The following is a 15491-nucleotide window of genomic DNA, read 5'->3' as shown; positions in this document are numbered from 1 at the left end:
TACCGCATTTATGGTTACGCCAAGCGAAGGTCATGGGTGGGGACAGATCTCTTCGCAAGATGTTCTGGGCTATCGGTTAGCGCTCCCCAAGGCGGCGATCAATGGAACCCGCAAATTCCGCGCCGGGATCCGAGGGGACGAGTGAATCAGACATGCAGCCGGCATCCGCCCCAACCGAACAAGGCACCGATATCGTATCCGCCGTTGTCGCCACGATGCGCCAGCTCGGCGTGCTTGGCCTGCCGCGCAACTACGAGATCTTCTACGAGGCCCTGAGCGGCACCAATCGCGAGCTCAGCCTTGCCGTGCTCTCGCTGAGCAACCGGCCGACACAGGACGAATTGGACAAGATCGGCCGTTCTTTCTTTGCCCACAGTCACGGCCCAGACATTGTCGAGCATGCGCGGGACGTCATCGCCAGGGAGCTCGAGGAAGTCGCATCGCTGTTGCGGAGCGAGCGCGGCCACATCGAAAAATACGGCAGGATTCTCGATGAGACATCGAGCGGCCTGAGTAACCGAAGCCTGCTTTCGCAGGATCTCCTGCACAAGATCGCCAACGCCATGTCGGTCGCCACCAACTCGACCATTGATCATGGCCGGCAGGTCGCCTCGGCGCTCAACGACAAGACGATCGAACTCGAGAGCGTCAAGTCGAAGCTCGAAGAGTACAAGCGGCTCGCCGACACCGATCCGTTGACCCATATCTGGAACCGGCGCGCCTTCGACAAGGAAATCACCCGGATCTACAACAGCAACAAGGGCATTCTGTTCAATGCCCTGATCCTTGCCGACATCGACCGGTTCAAGGATATTAATGATCGCTATGGTCACCCGGTCGGCGACAAGATCATTCAGATCATCGCCGACATTTTCCAGACCAGCATCCGCGGCGATATGTTCGTTGCCCGCACCGGTGGCGAGGAGTTCGCGCTGATCATCGAGGGCGCCAGCGAAGACGCCACCTACGAGATCGCCGAGCGCATTCGCGCCCTGATCGAACAGACGCCGTTCACCAGCAGCCAGACCGGTATGAATTACGGCGCCGTGACGGTGTCGATGGGCATCTGCATGGCGTCGGAGGCCGAAGGCCCCGAGGACCTTTATACGAAAGCCGACCGTGCGCTCTACCGCTCGAAGGTAAGTGGCCGCAACCGCGTCACCAAACATTCCACCATGGCCGGGCGCGCCGGCAAGAGTTGGCTGCTCTACAAGAAGGATTGATCCCGGCCGGCCCTGCGCCCGCGACGAATGCCCTTGGGCCATGTCGGACCAAAGCGCCAGCGCAATCAAATATAGGCGAAGCCGGCGGCGATCGCGCCCAGGGCTCCAAGAGCCAGCGAGCCGATCCACGGCCAGCGCTTGCCACGGGTGATGATGGAAAGTGTCGCGACGGCGATCGAGATGTGCAGCAACGTCACGGCAAACGTCAGAACATGGTGCCGGTATTCCCGCAGATCGCTGTCACGCAGCTTTTCATCGACCTGCTTTTCAAATTCTGTCGCCTTGGCCTCTATCTCCGCGCCATCGGCTTCATTGCGCTTCGCGTTGGCCTGGAATTGATCGGTGGCCGGGCCACCCATCGCCGCCGCGATCTCATAACTGTTCTTCTTGATGCTCTTTGCCTGGAAGAAGCTCCATTGATCGCTGGCCTTGTTCTGGAGGTAGGCCGCCTCGCTCTTGTCGTTGATCGCCTCAGCGGTTTCGAGCGACTCGAAGCTGCCGACCGTCGCGGCAAGAACCGCCAGCACCGCAATGGTCACAGAGACCGTGGTCAGAAAGGGATTGCCCTCATGCGCGGCATGTTCGGCATGCTCGGCGTTCTCAAGGTGCTCCTGGGTGGAGTCTTCCATTGCCATTCGCCGATTCCTAGCCGGATAACATGATCTCGGCGGCGAACATTCACCTCAATCTTGGTTTTGCAGTGATCGCGCCAGCATAAATTTTCGTAAGGTTTGGCACATCTATCAAATCGACGGCATGGCCCAGCACGAAAAAAGGGCGCCGGATTTCTCCGGCGCCCTCGTGTTTCGATCTGTTGCGGTCTGCCGGATCAGCCGTTCACAGCCTGCTTGTGCTGCACCGGATGGCTTTTCTTCAGGAGGTCCGAGACCAGGAAGGCCAGTTCGATCGCCTGGTCAGCATTGAGGCGCGGATCGCAATGGGTGTGGTAGCGGTCCTGCAATTCCTCGGCCGTTATGGCGCGCGCGCCACCGGTGCATTCGGTGACGTTCTTGCCGGTCATTTCGACATGGATGCCGCCCGGATGCGTGCCTTCCGCGCGGTGCACCTCGAAGAAGGTCTGCACCTCCTTCAGGATGCGGTCGAACGGCCGCGTCTTGTAGCCGGCGGCCTCGATGGTGTTGCCGTGCATCGGGTCGGACGACCAGACCACGCTGCGGCCTTCCTTCTGCACCGCGCGCACAAGTTTCGGCAGATGATCAGCGACCTTGTCCGAACCAAAGCGCGCGATCAGCGTCAACCGGCCGGGCTCGTTCTCGGGGTTGAGCAGGTCGATCAGTTCCAGCAAGCCGTCAGCGGTCAGCGACGGACCGCATTTCAGGCCGAGCGGGTTCTTGATGCCGCGGCAATATTCAACATGGGCATGGTCGGGCTGGCGCGTGCGGTCGCCGATCCAGATCATATGGCCCGACGTGGCGTACCAGTCGCCGGAGGTCGAATCGACGCGGGTCAGCGCCTCTTCGTAGCCGAGCAGCAAAGCCTCGTGGCTGGTGTAGAAATCGGTCTCGCGCAGCGCGTAATTGGTCTCCGAGGTGATGCCGACGGCCTTCATGAAGTCCATCGTCTCGGTGATGCGGTTGGCGAGCGACTCGTACTTCTCGCCCTGCGGGCTGTCGGACACGAAGCCGAGCATCCAGCGATGCACGTTCTCCAGGCTGGCATAGCCGCCCTGCGCGAAGGCGCGCAGAAGGTTGAGCGTCGCCGCCGACTGGCGGTAGGCCATTTCCTGGCGCGCGGGATCGGGAATGCGCGATTTCTGGTCGAATTCGATACCGTTGATGATGTCGCCGCGATAGCTCGGCAACGTCACCTCGCCCTTGGTCTCATTGTCGGACGAACGCGGCTTGGCGAACTGGCCGGCAACGCGGCCGACCTTCACCACAGGCTGCGCGCCGGCGAAGGTGAGCACCACCGACATCTGCAGGAAGACGCGGAAGAAGTCGCGGATGTTGTCGGCGCCATGTTCGGCAAAGCTCTCGGCGCAATCGCCACCCTGGAGCAGGAAGGCTTCGCCGGCTGCGACCGCGGCGAGTTGCTTCTTCAGCTTGCGTGCCTCACCGGCAAAAACCAGAGGCGGAAAGGTCGCGAGCTGGGCTTCCGTGTTTTTCAGCGCGGCAAGATCCGGATAGGCAGGAACCTGCTTGATCGGCTTTGCTCTCCACGAATTCGGCGACCATTTCGTCATCGCTGCACCCAACGCTCTTTCCGGCGAACACCCTCGCCCGCATTTCCACCCCTATATGGGTTGGCGGCTCCATACACGAAGCCGATTTCCTATTCTAGACCGGAATTTCAGCGCTGGCGAATGGGCAGGGTAGGCTATGCCGCCTTCTCCACCAGCCTTGCCAGTTGCGTCATGACCACCGCCGAGCCCGCCAGACGCTTCTCGGCCGTTGGCCAGTCGCGGGTGAAGACGACGCTGTGGTCCGGCCGGATCTTGGCCAGTGAACCCTGCTCGCCGATGAACTTGACGAGGCCGACCGGGTTGGAGAATTCGCGCTTGCGGAAATGGATGACGACGCCCTTCGGCCCGGCATCGAGCTTTTCGACATTGGCCTTGCGGCAAAGTGCCTTGATGAAGACGATCTTCAGGAGATGCTTCACCTCGTCCGGCAGCGGGCCGAACCGGTCGATGAGTTCGGCGCCAAAGGCATCGATCTCCTCGGTGTTTTCGAGGTCGCCGAGACGGCGGTAGAGCGCCAGCCTGAGCTGCAGGTCCGGCACGTAGCTTTCCGGGATCATCACCGCCGTGCCGACGGCGATCTGCGGCGACCAGCCGCCATCCTGCACCTCGCCGGAATCCTTCACCTCGGCGACGGCCTCCTCCAGCATCTGCTGGTAGAGTTCGAAACCGACCTCCTTGATGTGGCCGGACTGTTCTTCACCCAGAAGATTGCCGGCGCCCCTGATATCGAGATCGTGGCTGGCGAGCTGGAAGCCGGCGCCGAGCGTGTCGAGCGACTGCAGCACTTTCAGCCGGCGTTCGGCCGTGTCGGTCAGCTTGCGGTTGGCCGGCAGCGTGAACAGCGCATAGGCGCGCACCTTGGAGCGGCCCACGCGGCCGCGCAACTGGTAGAGCTGCGACAGGCCGAACATGTCGGCGCGGTGGATGATCAGCGTGTTGGCGGTCGGGATGTCGAGACCGGACTCGACGATCGTGGTCGACAAAAGCACATCATATTGCCCGTCGTAGAAGGCATTCATGATGTCGTCGAGTTCGCCCGGCGGCATCTGGCCATGGGCAACCGCCACCTTCAGTTCAGGAACAGATTCCTTCAGGAAATCATGGATTTCCGCGAGATCGCTGATGCGCGGAACGACATAGAAGGAATGCCCGCCACGATAGCGCTCGCGCAGCAGCGTCTCGCGAATGACCAGCGGATCGAAGGGCGAGATGAAAGTGCGCACCGCCATGCGGTCGACCGGCGGCGTGGCGATCAGCGACAGTTCGCGCACGCCCGTCAGCGCGAGTTGCAGCGTACGCGGGATCGGCGTCGCCGACAGCGTCAGCACATGGACATCGGTCTTCAGGTCCTTCAGCCGTTCCTTGTGCTTGACGCCGAAGTGCTGCTCCTCGTCGATGATCAGCAGGCCGAGATTCTTGAACGAGATCGAGGATCCGAGCAGCGCATGGGTGCCGACAACGATGTCGACCTGGCCCTCGGCCAGCGCCTTCTTCGTTTCGGCGAGTTCCTTGGCGCCGACCAGCCGTGAGGCCTGGGCGACACGGATCGGCAGGCCGGAAAACCGCTGCGAAAACGTCTTGAAATGCTGGCGCGACAACAGCGTCGTCGGCACCACCACGGCGACCTGGAACCCTTCCATGGCCGCGATGAAGGCCGCGCGCAGCGCCACTTCGGTCTTGCCGAAGCCGACATCGCCGCAGATCAGCCGGTCCATCGGCTTGCCGGCGCCAAGATCGTCGCGCACCGAATCGATCGCCGTCTGCTGGTCGTCGGTCTCCTCATAGGGGAAACGGGCTGAGAATTCGTCATAGAGGCCTTCAGCCGGCACCAACGCCGGTGCGGCGCGCATCTGCCGCTCGGCGGCGATGCGGATCAGTTGCCCGGCCATGTCGAGCAGGCGCCGCTTCAGCTTTGCCTTGCGCGACTGCCAGGCGCCGCCGCCAAGCTTGTCCAGCGTCGCTTCGGCCGAGTCCGAACCGTAACGCGACAGAAGCTCGATGTTCTCCACCGGCAGGAACAGCCGGTCGTCGCCGGCATAGTGGATTTCCAGGCAATCATGCGGCGCACCGACCGCTTCGATGGTGCGCAAGCCGATGAAACGGCCAATACCGTGGTCGGCGTGGACGACGATATCGCCGGCCGACAAGGCCGAGGCCTCGGCAATGAAGTCGGAGGCGCGCTTCTTTCGCTTCGAACGCCGGATCAGCCGGTCGCCCAGAATGTCCTGTTCGGCGACGACGACCAGTTTTTCGGTCTCGAAGCCGGATTCGAGCGGCAGCACCGCAAGAGCCGCCTGCCCCGGCTCGAGCTGTTCGGCTTCCGCCAGCGTCTCGACCTGCTTGAGATTGCCGAGATGGTGCTCGGCCAGGATCTGCCCAAGCCGGTCGAGCGAGCCCTCGGTCCAGCCGGCGATGACGACACGGCGGCGCGCGGCGCGCTCGTCGGCGATGTGCCTGACGACCACATCGAACACGTTGACGTTCGGCTCGGCGCGCTCCTCGACGAAGCTGCGGCCGTGGCGCGAACCTGCGTGATAGACCTTTTTCGCACCGGCATCCGGAGCATCAAAGGGCGTGAAATCGATCGCTTCACGCGGCCCGAGCGAGGCGATCAGGTTTTCCGGCGACAGGTAGAGCAGATCGGGCGCCACCGGCTTGTAGGGCACCGCATCTTTCAGCGCGGCGTCGGCCTGCTTTTTACGCGCCTCATAGTGGTCGAGGATCAGCGTGTGGCGTTCGGCCAACGCCTCACGCGCCAGATGGTCGAAGACAACCGGCGTGTCCGGCAGATAGTCGAACACGGTCTCCAGCCGCTCGTAGAAGAACGGCAGCCAGTGCTCCATGCCGGCAAACCGCCGCCCTTCGCTGACCGCCGCGTAAAGCCCGTCGTCGCGCTGCGGTGCGCCAAAGGCCTCGATATAGGAGCGGCGGAAGCGGCTGATGGTTTCGGGCGTCAGCGCCACTTCGCTCATCGCCTGCAATGCCATCGACTTGCGCTGGCCGGTAGTGCGCTGCGTGGCGGCGTCGAAGACGCGGATCGATTCCAGCGTGTCGCCGAAGAAGTCGAGCCTCAGCGCCTCGGTCCAACCCGGAGCGAACAGGTCGAGAATGCCGCCGCGCACCGCGAATTCGCCGATGCCGCGCACCGTCGGCACGCGCTCGAAGCCTGACGTCTCCAGCCGCGATACCAGCGCGTTCATGTCGATCTGGTTGCCGGGCCTGGCGTGAAACGTCTGCGCCTCGACAAGATCGGCCGGCGGAATGCGCTGCAGCAGCGCATTGGCGGTGGTGAGGATGACGGCGCGATGCGGCTTCTTGGCCAGCGCGATCATGGCGGTCAGCGCATCGAGGCGCTTGGCGGCGGCATCCGAACCGGGCGAGACTCGGTCGTAGGGCAGGCAATCCCAGGCCGGCAGTTCCAGCACCGGCAGGCCGGGTGCGGCGAAGGCCAGCGCCTCGATGATCGCCGGCAGGCGCTGGCCATCGCGCGCCACGAACAGCACCGGCTTGTCGGGCGCGATTTCCAGGGCCGCCTGCACCAGCGCGAAGGCTTCATAGCCGTCGGCGACGCCATCGACGATGAACTGGCCGGCGCGGCCTTTCGGCAGACCAATGGTGGGAATGAGGCTCATCAAATCACGGTCTTGTTTATCGCAATTCCCATGGGAAAACCGTTTCGCGCTTTTCCTGGAATTGCTTGTTTTCAGTTTGTCGCAATTCCGGACGGAAAACCGCTTCGCACTTTTCCTGGAATTGCTTTTGTTCAGAATGTCATGGTCCGGCGGGACGCCAGGATCTTTTGCAGGACGGCGCAATCGATATCCGCCGGGATCGGCCGTTCGCCGGTGATCAACGGCAGGAATTCGGTGTCGGGAATGTCGAGGAGCCTCTCATATTGGTCGATTTCCTCGTCGGTCAAGGCACCGATCTCCGCGTCGGCGAACGTGCCGAGGATCAGATCCATCTCGCGCATGCCGCGATGCCAGGAACGGAACAAGAGCTTGCGGCGGTGGGCGTCCAGCCCCTCGCTTGATCGTTTCGTTCCGGTCATTGTGCCGCATCCTCGCTTGCTGCGGCGCATATAGCGTGGATAGAAGGTGCTGTCAGCCTTGCGCTGAGGCCGTCGCGACATAAGCTGACATTATGCGTCCTTCCATACTCGATCCGCTGTTCGTCCCGATCACTTCGCTTGCCGGCGTCGGGCCGAAGGTTGGCGCGTTGATCGAGAAGGTCGTCGCCGCTGATCTTGGCGATCGCGCGGCCCGCGCGGGCGACCTTCTGTTCGTGCTGCCGCATACCGTCATCGACCGCCGGAGCCGGCCGGGCATCGCAGGTTCCGCGGAAGGCCAGATCGTCACGCTCGACCTGCGCATCGACCGTCACCAGCCTCCGCCGCGCGGCAACAGGTCCGTGCCCTACAGGGTCTACGCCCATGACGATACCGGCGAAATCGGCCTGACCTTTTTCCATGCGCACGCCGCCTACCTCGAAAAGACGATGCCTATCGGCGAGCATGTCGTGGTCTCGGGCCGCATGGAATGGTTCAACGGCCGCCCGACCATGGTCCACCCCGATCATATCGCGCTGGCCAGCGAGGCGGAAAACCTGCCGCTGGTCGAACCGGTCTATCCGCTGACCGCAGGGCTCTCGGGCAAGGTGCTGCGCCGGGCGATCGGCCAGGCGCTGGCACGCTTGCCCGAATTACCGGAATGGCAGGACGGCGCCTTCATGCGCCGGCATACCTTTCCCACCTTTGCCGACGCGCTCACCCGTATCCACAATCCGGCGGACCCGATCGACGTTTCCATCGACGGCGCTGCCTGGCGGCGTCTTGCCTATGACGAGTTGCTCGCGGGCCAGGTCTCGCTGGCGCTGGTGCGGGCAAAGATCCGCCGTCTGTCCGGCCGTCCCTTGGTCGGCGACGGCCGCATCGTCGAGAAACTGCGTGCGGCCCTTCCCTATTCGCTCACCGCAAGCCAGGAATTCGCCCTCGCCGAAATCAATGCGGACCTAGCCGATCCCGAACGCATGCTGCGGCTTCTGCAAGGCGATGTCGGTTCGGGTAAGACGGTGGTCGCCCTGCTGGCCATGGCGCGCGCCGTCGAGGCGGGCGGCCAGGCGGCACTGATGGCGCCGACCGAAATCCTGGCGCGCCAGCATCTGGCGACGATCGCGCCGCTTGCCGCCAAGGTCGGGCTGCGCATCGCCATCCTCACCGGCCGCGAGAAGGGCCGCGAACGCACCGAAACGCTGGCTGGTCTGGCGAGCGGCGAGATCGATATCGTCGTCGGCACCCACGCCCTGTTCCAGGAGACGGTCACCTTCCACGACCTGGTCCTGGCCGTGATCGACGAACAGCATCGCTTCGGCGTTCACCAACGGCTCGCCATCACCGCCAAGGGCGATGCGCCCGACATGCTGGTGATGACCGCGACGCCTATCCCACGCACGCTGGTGCTGACCGCCTTCGGCGACATGGATGTCTCGAAGCTGACGGAAAAGCCGGCCGGCCGCCAGCCGATCCGCACCGTCACGCTGCCGCTCGAGCGTCTCGACGAACTGGTTGGCCGCATGGAGGACGCGGTCGCCGGAGGCCAGAAGATCTACTGGATCTGCCCGCTGGTGGAAGAATCGGAAGAGATCAAGCTGATGTCGGCCGAGGACCGATTCGCTTCGCTGAAGCCGCTGTTCGGCGACCGCATCGGCCTCGTCCATGGCCGCATGAAGGGCGCCGAGAAGGACGAGGCCATGCGCGCCTTCAAGGAGGGCGAGACCCGCATCCTGATCGCCACCACGGTCATCGAGGTCGGTGTCGACGTACCGGACGCCACCGTCATGGTCATCGAGCATGCCGAACGCTTTGGCCTTGCGCAGTTGCACCAGCTGCGTGGCCGCGTTGGGCGCGGCGACAAGCCCTCCTCCTGCGTGCTGCTCTACAAGGATCCGCTCGGCGAGACAGCAAAACGCCGGCTGTCGGTGATGCGTGAGACCGAGGACGGCTTTTTGATCGCCGAGGAAGACCTCAAACTGCGCGGCGAAGGCGAGCTCTTGGGGACCCGCCAGTCCGGCACGCCGGGGTTCCAGGTCGCGCGCATCGAGGCGCATGCCGATCTGCTGGAAGCCGCCCGCGACGATGCGAGGCTGATCCTGTCGCGCGACCCCGAGCTGCAGTCCGATCGCGGCGAGGCGCTGCGCCTGCTGCTCTACTTGTTCGGCCGCGACGAGGCGGTGCGGCTCTTGCGCGCCGGATGAGGCCCTAGCGGCGGATTGGCGACCGTTCCGTTGATCGGCTCGCCGTTCAGCGTCACCAATTTCGTCTTCACCTCGGGCGCCACCAGCCCGGCCGAGACGATCAGCTTGGCGCCGTCCTCGATCGTCATGTCGAGCAGCACGATGTCCGACTTCGGCACGTACATCAGGAATCCGGTTGTCGGATTCGGCGTGCAAGGCATGAACACGGCGATCAGCGGATCGCCTTCCTGGTCGAGCTTCTCATTGATCTCGGTTTCTTTTTCGCTGGCGACAAAGACCAGCGACCACACGCCCTTGCGCGGATATTCGACCAGCCCGACCTGGCGGAACATGTCGCCCTTGTTCGACAGCACGGTCTCGAAGATCTGCTTCAGCGAGCCATAGATACCGCGCACCAGCGGCATGCGGCCGAGCAGGCGCTCGCCGAAACCGACAATGGCGCGGCCGACAATGTTGGCGGCGAGGAAACCGATCAGCGTGATCAGGATCAGCGCGACGATCAGCCCAAACCCCGGCACCGGAAACGGCAGATAGGTGTCGGGGCTGTAGCGCGCCGGAATATAGGGCTTTACCCAGGAATCGACCCAGCCGATGAACGACCAGGCGATATAGGCGGTGATCGCCAGCGGCGCACAGACGATGAAACCCGTGAGGAAATAGTTCCTCAGCCGGGTCATGCCGGAGGTCTTCGGAGCATCGGACATGGTTCACCGGGGCGCGGGTTGCAGCGCAACATTAGTGAACCGGACGGCCGTTTGGAACTGCGAAGTTTTTAAAGAGCGCCTGTTGCGGCCCCTATTCCACGGTGACCGATTTCGCCAGGTTGCGGGGCTGGTCGACGTCGGTGCCCATGAAGACGGCGGTGAAATAGGCCAGCATCTGGATCGGCAGCGCATAGATGATCGGCGAGATGATTTCGGGAACGTCCGGCAGGATGATGGTCTCCATCGTCTTCACGCTCGCTTGCGCCGCTCCCTTGCCGTCGGTGATCAGGATGATCTTGCCGCCGCGCGCCGCCACTTCCTGCATGTTGGACACGGTCTTCTCGAAGATGCGGTCATGCGGCGCGATCACGATGACCGGCATGTTCTCGTCGATCAGCGCGATCGGCCCGTGCTTCAGTTCGCCCGCCGCATAGCCTTCGGCATGGATGTAGGAGATTTCCTTGAGCTTCAGCGCGCCTTCCATGGCCAGCGGGAAATTGGTGTCGCGGCCGAGATAGAGCACATCGGAATAGCGCGACAGGTCCCGCGCGATGCGCTCGATCTGCTCTTCGAGCTTGAGCACCTGGTTGGCATAGCGCGGCGCTTCCGAAAGCGCCCGCACCAGGGTTTTCTCCTCATCCTTCGAGATCGTGCCGCGCGCCACGCCGGCGCGCACCGCGAGCGAGGCCAGCACCGAGAGCTGGCAGGTGAAGGCCTTGGTCGAGGCGACGCCGATCTCGGGTCCGGCCAGCGTCGGCAGCACGACATCGGATTCGCGCGCCATGGTCGATTCCCGCACATTGACGACGGCGCCGATCTTCATGCCGGCCTTGCGGCAGTAGCGCAGCGAGGCCAGCGTGTCGGCGGTCTCGCCCGACTGCGAGATGAAGAAGGCGGCATCGTTGGCCGACAGCGGCATCTCGCGGTAGCGGAACTCCGAGGCGACATCGATGTCGACCGGCAGCCGCGCATAGCGCTCGAACCAGTATTTGCCGATCAGGCCGGCGAGATAGGCGGTGCCGCAGGCCGAGATCGCCAGCCGGTTGATCCCTGCGAAGTCGAACGGCAGGTCGAGCGGCTTGGAAACGCCGGAGACGAAGTCGACATAATGCGCCAGCGTGTGCGAGATCACCTCGGGCTGCTCATGGATCTCCTTCTCCATGAAATGGCGGCGGTTGCCCTTGTCGACCATGAAGGAGGTCGACAGCGACTGCTGGCGCTTGCGCTCGACTTGTCCGCCGTCGATGTCGAAGATGGCGACGCTGTCGCGGCGCACCACCGCCCAGTCGCCGTCCTCCAGATAGGTGATCGAATTGGTGAAGGGCGCCAGCGCGATGGCGTCGGAGCCCAGAAACATCTCGCCGTCGCCATGGCCGACGGCCAGCGGCGGGCCGTTGCGGGCGCCGACGATCAGGTCTTCGTCACCCTTGAACATGATGGCCAGCGCAAAGGCGCCTTCGAGCCGCTTCAGCGCCTGGTGCGCCGCCTCGACCGGCTTCAGCCCCCTGGCCAGTTCGCGCGCCACCAGATGGGCGACGACCTCGGTGTCGGTCTGCGAGGAGAAGGAATAGCCGTCGCGGGTCAGTTCATCGCGCAGCTCGGCGAAATTCTCGATGATGCCGTTGTGGACGATGGCGACACCGTCGGAAAAATGCGGATGCGCATTGGTCTCGTTGGGCACGCCATGGGTTGCCCAGCGCGTGTGGCCGATGCCGATCGTGCCACCGAGCGGCTCGTCCTTGAGCCGGCGTTCGAGGTTGATCAGCTTGCCCTCGGCGCGCCGGCGGCCAAGCTCGCCCTTCTCGATGGTGGCCACGCCGGCCGAGTCATAGCCGCGATATTCGAGCCGCTTCAGCGCGTCGACGATGAGCGGCGCAACCTGCGAATGGCCGACGATTCCAACGATACCGCACATGCAGACAGTCCCCGATTCCCCATGGAAAACCAGCGCTATTTAGGGATGGCCGGCCTGCCGTGAAAGTCACATTGCATTTCGCCCGGTGTAACGGACGCTTGCGTACGCATGCACCATGCCAGACTGCCCTTGCAATCCGGTTACTGCAATTGTTCGGCTTTTCGATTGCTTCGGGAAGCAACCTACCGACCGACCGCTAATGATCGGCGCCGGCGGCCTTCTTCTTCGCCGCCGCGGCCGAGGCGAAACGCTCGCGCAACTCCTTGCCCTTGCCGGGAATGGTCTTCTGGCGGGCGCGGCCGAAGGCCAGCGCGTCGTCGGGCACGCTTTCAGTGATGACGCTGCCCGACGCAATGTAGCCGCCCTTGCCGATCGACACCGGCGCCACCAGCGAGGAGTTCGAGCCGACAAAGGCGCCCTCGCCGATGTCGGTGAAGAATTTCGAATAGCCATCATAATTGCAGGTGATGGTGCCGGCGCCGATATTGGCGCCCGCGCCGACGCGGGCATCGCCGATATAGGTCAAATGGTTGACCTTGGCGCCCTCCTCGACAACAGCCTGCTTGACCTCGCAGAAATTGCCGACCTTGGCCTTCTGCCTGAGATCGGCGCCCGGCCGCAGCCGAGCGAATGGCCCGACATCGCAATTGGCCGCGATGGTGGCGCCTTCGATATGGCTGAAGGCATGGATCCTGGCGCCGCCGGCGATCTTCACGCCCGGGCCAAACCAGACATTGGGTTCGACCAGCGTGTCGGCGCCGATCTCGGTATCGTGCGAGAAATAGACCGTTTCCGGCGCGATCAGCGTCACGCCCGACAGCATCGCCTCCTGGCGTCGACGCTGCTGCCAGATGCCCTCGGCCTGCGCCAGTTCGGCGCGGTTGTTGATGCCGAGCGCATTCTCGAAACTGGCTTCGGTGGCGACGACATCGAGACCTTGCGCGCCCGCGATCTCGACAATGTCGGTCAGATAATACTCGCCCTTGGCATTCTTGTTGCCGACCGCGTCGAGCAGCTTCAGCGCATGGGCGCCGGCGACCGCCATCATGCCGGCATTGCAGAAGGTGATTTTCTTCTCCGCTTCGGAGCAGTCCTTCTCTTCGCGGATGGCGATCAGCTTGCCGCCTTTTTCGACCAGCCTGCCATAGCCGTTTGGATTGGGCGTTCGGAAGCCGATCACCGCGACGGCCGCGCCTTCGGCGAGCTTCATCCGCGCCAGGGTCAAGGCCTCCGCATCGATCAGCGGCGTGTCGCCGAACATCACCAGGATGTCGTCATAACCCCTTGATATCGCTTCGCGGGCTGCAAGAACGGCATGCGCCGTACCCAAGCGCTCTTCCTGCACGAAGGTCTCGGCCTTGGGTGCGAACTTCGCAACCGCTTTGCGCATCTCTTCCGCGCCATGGCCAATCACGATCGTATCGCTGCTGGCACCGGCGGCGTCGGCCGCCTTCACCACATGGGCGACCATCGGCAGGCCAGCGATCGGATGCAGCACCTTTGGCAGCGCGCTCTTCATGCGCGTGCCTTCGCCGGCGGCGAGGATAACGGACAGGCAGGATCTCTGGCTCATGGATTAGGCAACCATCTGAAAAGGGTTTGGAATCAAACCTATGCTAGCAGCGGCGCCATGCTGCACCAATGCGGTTAAATTCCGGTGAGATAGTCGAGCAACTGACTTTTAACCAGTCGCTCCGCTGTCCGATATTCTACAGCAAATGCCGCAGTTGCGGCCTTACCCCAGCCGCCCCAGCACCGGGAAATTCTCAAGCAGCCAATACGACACCGTCTGCACGCCGCCAGTGAGGAAAAACACCCCGGCGACCACCAGCAGCGCGCCGATGGCCTTTTCGACGCGGCCGAGATGGACGCGGAATTTACCGAGGAAGCGCATGAAGGCGCCGGAAAACAGCGCGGCGATCAGGAAAGGTATGCCGAGCCCCAGCGAATAGGCGGCAAGCAGGAGAGCACCCTCGCCCACTGTTTCTCGCCCGCCGGCCAGCGTCAGGATCGGCCCCAGCACTGGGCCGATGCAGGGCGTCCAGCCAAAGGCGAAGGCCAGCCCCATGACATAGGCGGCGACGGCACTGGCCGGCTTGCCCTGCGACTGGAAACGCGCCTCGCGCGACAGCAGCGGAATGCGCAGGATGCCGAGGAAATTCAAGCCCATCAGGATGATCAGCACGCCGGCGGCCATCGCCAGCGGCTCCTGCCAGACGCGCAGCAGCCGGCCGATGGTCGAGGCGCCGGCGCCGAGCGCCACGAACACGGTCGAGAAGCCGAGCACGAAGGCGATCGAGGAATAAAGCAGCGCGCCGCGCGCGCCCTGCCTTGCCGTCACGCCAGCGTTGCCGCGAAAATCCTCGACCGACACGCCGGCCATGTAGCAGAGATAGGGCGGCACCAGCGGCAGCACGCATGGCGACAGGAACGAGATGGCCCCTGCCCCGACCGCGCTGACATAGCCGATGTCCAATGCCATTCCCTGAGCTCCGACTGTTTGGCGACGATATAGCGACACGCGGGTTTGTCCGCCAATCACCATCATGTGGCAAGTCATCGCGGGGCCGGGAAGAAAGCACCCGCGCACGGCGTTGACACAAGGAGACCGCAATTTCCCGCGCGTCTCCAGATATCAGCCAGGGAGAATTCCATGAAAACCATAACCATAGGACTGGCCGCGCTCCTATTCAGCACTGCCGCATCCTTCGCCGCCGATGCCTGGAAGGAAGCCAACGTCGGAGGCACGAAAATCTACACCGATGCCAAGGGCATGACGCTTTACACCTATGACAAGGACGAGAAGGGCAAGTCGAACTGCTACGACAAATGCGCCGCCAACTGGCCGCCGTTGAAGGCCAAGGCCGGTGCGAAGGCTTCCAAAGGATGGACGATCGTCGACCGTACCGACGGCACCAAGATGTGGGCCTATGATGGCAAGCCGCTCTACACATTCATCAAGGACAAGAAAGCTGGAGATGTGAGCGGCGATGGTGTCGCCGGCGTCTGGCATATCGCCAAAGCCGACTGAGCCTCTATTCCCGTTCCCGCTCGCTGGCGGGACATGGAGCTGGCCGCCGGCGTCCCCCGATGCATCTGGCGGCCAGCTTCTTCTTGCGCAACGTGAGCCAGGCTCCTCGCGCAACGCAATTCGTCGACTCATCGGAAGCGCGCAGTCGTTTTCGCCGACTTGC

Annotated in this window: 11 protein-coding genes; 3 read left to right on the top strand and 8 right to left on the bottom strand. The window is 63.4% G+C overall.

Annotation, left to right across the window (positions count from 1 at the left end):
* The first annotated feature begins 152 nt into the window (after positions 1 to 152).
* Positions 153 to 1223, top strand: coding sequence for a GGDEF domain-containing protein (locus EB815_RS21330; protein WP_056576621.1), 1071 nt, complete (start codon positions 153 to 155; stop codon positions 1221 to 1223).
* A 65-nt stretch (positions 1224 to 1288) separates the two neighbouring features.
* On the opposite strand, the gene EB815_RS21325 is transcribed toward EB815_RS21330, so the two are convergent.
* From EB815_RS21325 to EB815_RS21310, 4 genes are all read right to left on the bottom strand, one after another.
* Complete coding sequence (locus EB815_RS21325) at positions 1289 to 1762, bottom strand: DUF4337 family protein (protein ID WP_245303324.1); 474 nt, start codon at positions 1760 to 1762, stop codon at positions 1289 to 1291.
* Between the two features lie 290 nt (positions 1763 to 2052).
* On the bottom strand, positions 2053 to 3426 hold the full coding sequence (locus EB815_RS21320) for a class II 3-deoxy-7-phosphoheptulonate synthase (protein WP_056576615.1): 1374 nt from the start codon (positions 3424 to 3426) through the stop codon (positions 2053 to 2055).
* A 134-nt stretch (positions 3427 to 3560) separates the two neighbouring features.
* Positions 3561 to 7058 (bottom strand): transcription-repair coupling factor, encoded by a 3498-nt coding sequence (mfd, locus tag EB815_RS21315; RefSeq protein ID WP_065005095.1) that lies wholly within the window; start codon positions 7056 to 7058, stop codon positions 3561 to 3563.
* 131 nt (positions 7059 to 7189) lie between these two features.
* A complete protein-coding gene (locus tag EB815_RS21310; RefSeq protein ID WP_056577400.1) occupies positions 7190 to 7477 on the bottom strand; it encodes a succinate dehydrogenase assembly factor 2 in 288 nt (95 codons plus the stop codon).
* A gap of 92 nt (positions 7478 to 7569) precedes the next feature.
* Here EB815_RS21310 and recG point away from each other — a divergent pair, with 92 nt between their 5' ends.
* A complete protein-coding gene (gene recG, locus EB815_RS21305; protein ID WP_056576609.1) occupies positions 7570 to 9678 on the top strand; it encodes an ATP-dependent DNA helicase RecG in 2109 nt (702 codons plus the stop codon).
* Here recG and EB815_RS21300 read toward each other — a convergent pair.
* The 4 genes from EB815_RS21300 to EB815_RS21285 all read right to left on the bottom strand — a co-directional run bounded on the left by EB815_RS21300 (position 9630) and on the right by EB815_RS21285 (position 14779).
* Positions 9630 to 10382 carry a DUF502 domain-containing protein gene (locus EB815_RS21300; protein ID WP_056576606.1) on the bottom strand — a complete coding sequence of 251 codons (753 nt, stop codon included), beginning with the start codon at positions 10380 to 10382 and terminating at the stop codon, positions 9630 to 9632. The genes recG and EB815_RS21300 overlap by 49 nt on opposite strands.
* A gap of 91 nt (positions 10383 to 10473) precedes the next feature.
* Entirely contained in the window at positions 10474 to 12297 is a 1824-nt protein-coding gene (glmS, locus tag EB815_RS21295) for a glutamine--fructose-6-phosphate transaminase (isomerizing) (RefSeq protein WP_171883291.1), read from the bottom strand.
* A gap of 196 nt (positions 12298 to 12493) precedes the next feature.
* On the bottom strand, positions 12494 to 13870 hold the full coding sequence (gene glmU / locus EB815_RS21290) for a bifunctional UDP-N-acetylglucosamine diphosphorylase/glucosamine-1-phosphate N-acetyltransferase GlmU (protein ID WP_056572169.1): 1377 nt from the start codon (positions 13868 to 13870) through the stop codon (positions 12494 to 12496).
* Positions 13871 to 14032: 162 nt separating this feature from the next.
* Complete coding sequence (locus tag EB815_RS21285) at positions 14033 to 14779, bottom strand: cytochrome c biogenesis CcdA family protein (RefSeq protein ID WP_056572171.1); 747 nt, start codon at positions 14777 to 14779, stop codon at positions 14033 to 14035.
* Between the two features lie 171 nt (positions 14780 to 14950).
* On the opposite strand from EB815_RS21285, the gene EB815_RS21280 reads away from it, so the two are divergent.
* Positions 14951 to 15328, top strand: coding sequence for a COG4315 family predicted lipoprotein (locus tag EB815_RS21280; protein WP_056572173.1), 378 nt, complete (start codon positions 14951 to 14953; stop codon positions 15326 to 15328).
* Positions 15329 to 15491: the final 163 nt, after the last annotated feature.

It is taken from the genome of Mesorhizobium loti (assembly GCF_013170705.1).
Lineage (GTDB): Bacteria > Pseudomonadota > Alphaproteobacteria > Rhizobiales > Rhizobiaceae > Mesorhizobium > Mesorhizobium loti_D.
Note: the sequence above shows the minus strand (reverse complement) of the source record. Positions and strands in the feature narration are given on the sequence as shown.

What these genes read in the sequence shown, in the direction of transcription:
- EB815_RS21330 (WP_056576621.1), top strand. Translation starts at nt 153, where the DNA reads ATGCAGCCGGCATCCGCCCCAACCGAACAAGGCACCGATATCGTATCC.
- EB815_RS21320 (WP_056576615.1), bottom strand. Translation starts at nt 3,426, where the DNA reads ATGACGAAATGGTCGCCGAATTCGTGGAGAGCAAAGCCGATCAAGCAG.
- mfd (WP_065005095.1), bottom strand. Translation starts at nt 7,058, where the DNA reads ATGAGCCTCATTCCCACCATTGGTCTGCCGAAAGGCCGCGCCGGCCAG.
- EB815_RS21310 (WP_056577400.1), bottom strand. Translation starts at nt 7,477, where the DNA reads ATGACCGGAACGAAACGATCAAGCGAGGGGCTGGACGCCCACCGCCGC.
- recG (WP_056576609.1), top strand. Translation starts at nt 7,570, where the DNA reads ATGCGTCCTTCCATACTCGATCCGCTGTTCGTCCCGATCACTTCGCTT.
- EB815_RS21300 (WP_056576606.1), bottom strand. Translation starts at nt 10,382, where the DNA reads ATGTCCGATGCTCCGAAGACCTCCGGCATGACCCGGCTGAGGAACTAT.
- glmS (WP_171883291.1), bottom strand. Translation starts at nt 12,297, where the DNA reads ATGTGCGGTATCGTTGGAATCGTCGGCCATTCGCAGGTTGCGCCGCTC.
- glmU (WP_056572169.1), bottom strand. Translation starts at nt 13,870, where the DNA reads ATGAGCCAGAGATCCTGCCTGTCCGTTATCCTCGCCGCCGGCGAAGGC.
- EB815_RS21285 (WP_056572171.1), bottom strand. Translation starts at nt 14,779, where the DNA reads ATGGCATTGGACATCGGCTATGTCAGCGCGGTCGGGGCAGGGGCCATC.
- EB815_RS21280 (WP_056572173.1), top strand. Translation starts at nt 14,951, where the DNA reads ATGAAAACCATAACCATAGGACTGGCCGCGCTCCTATTCAGCACTGCC.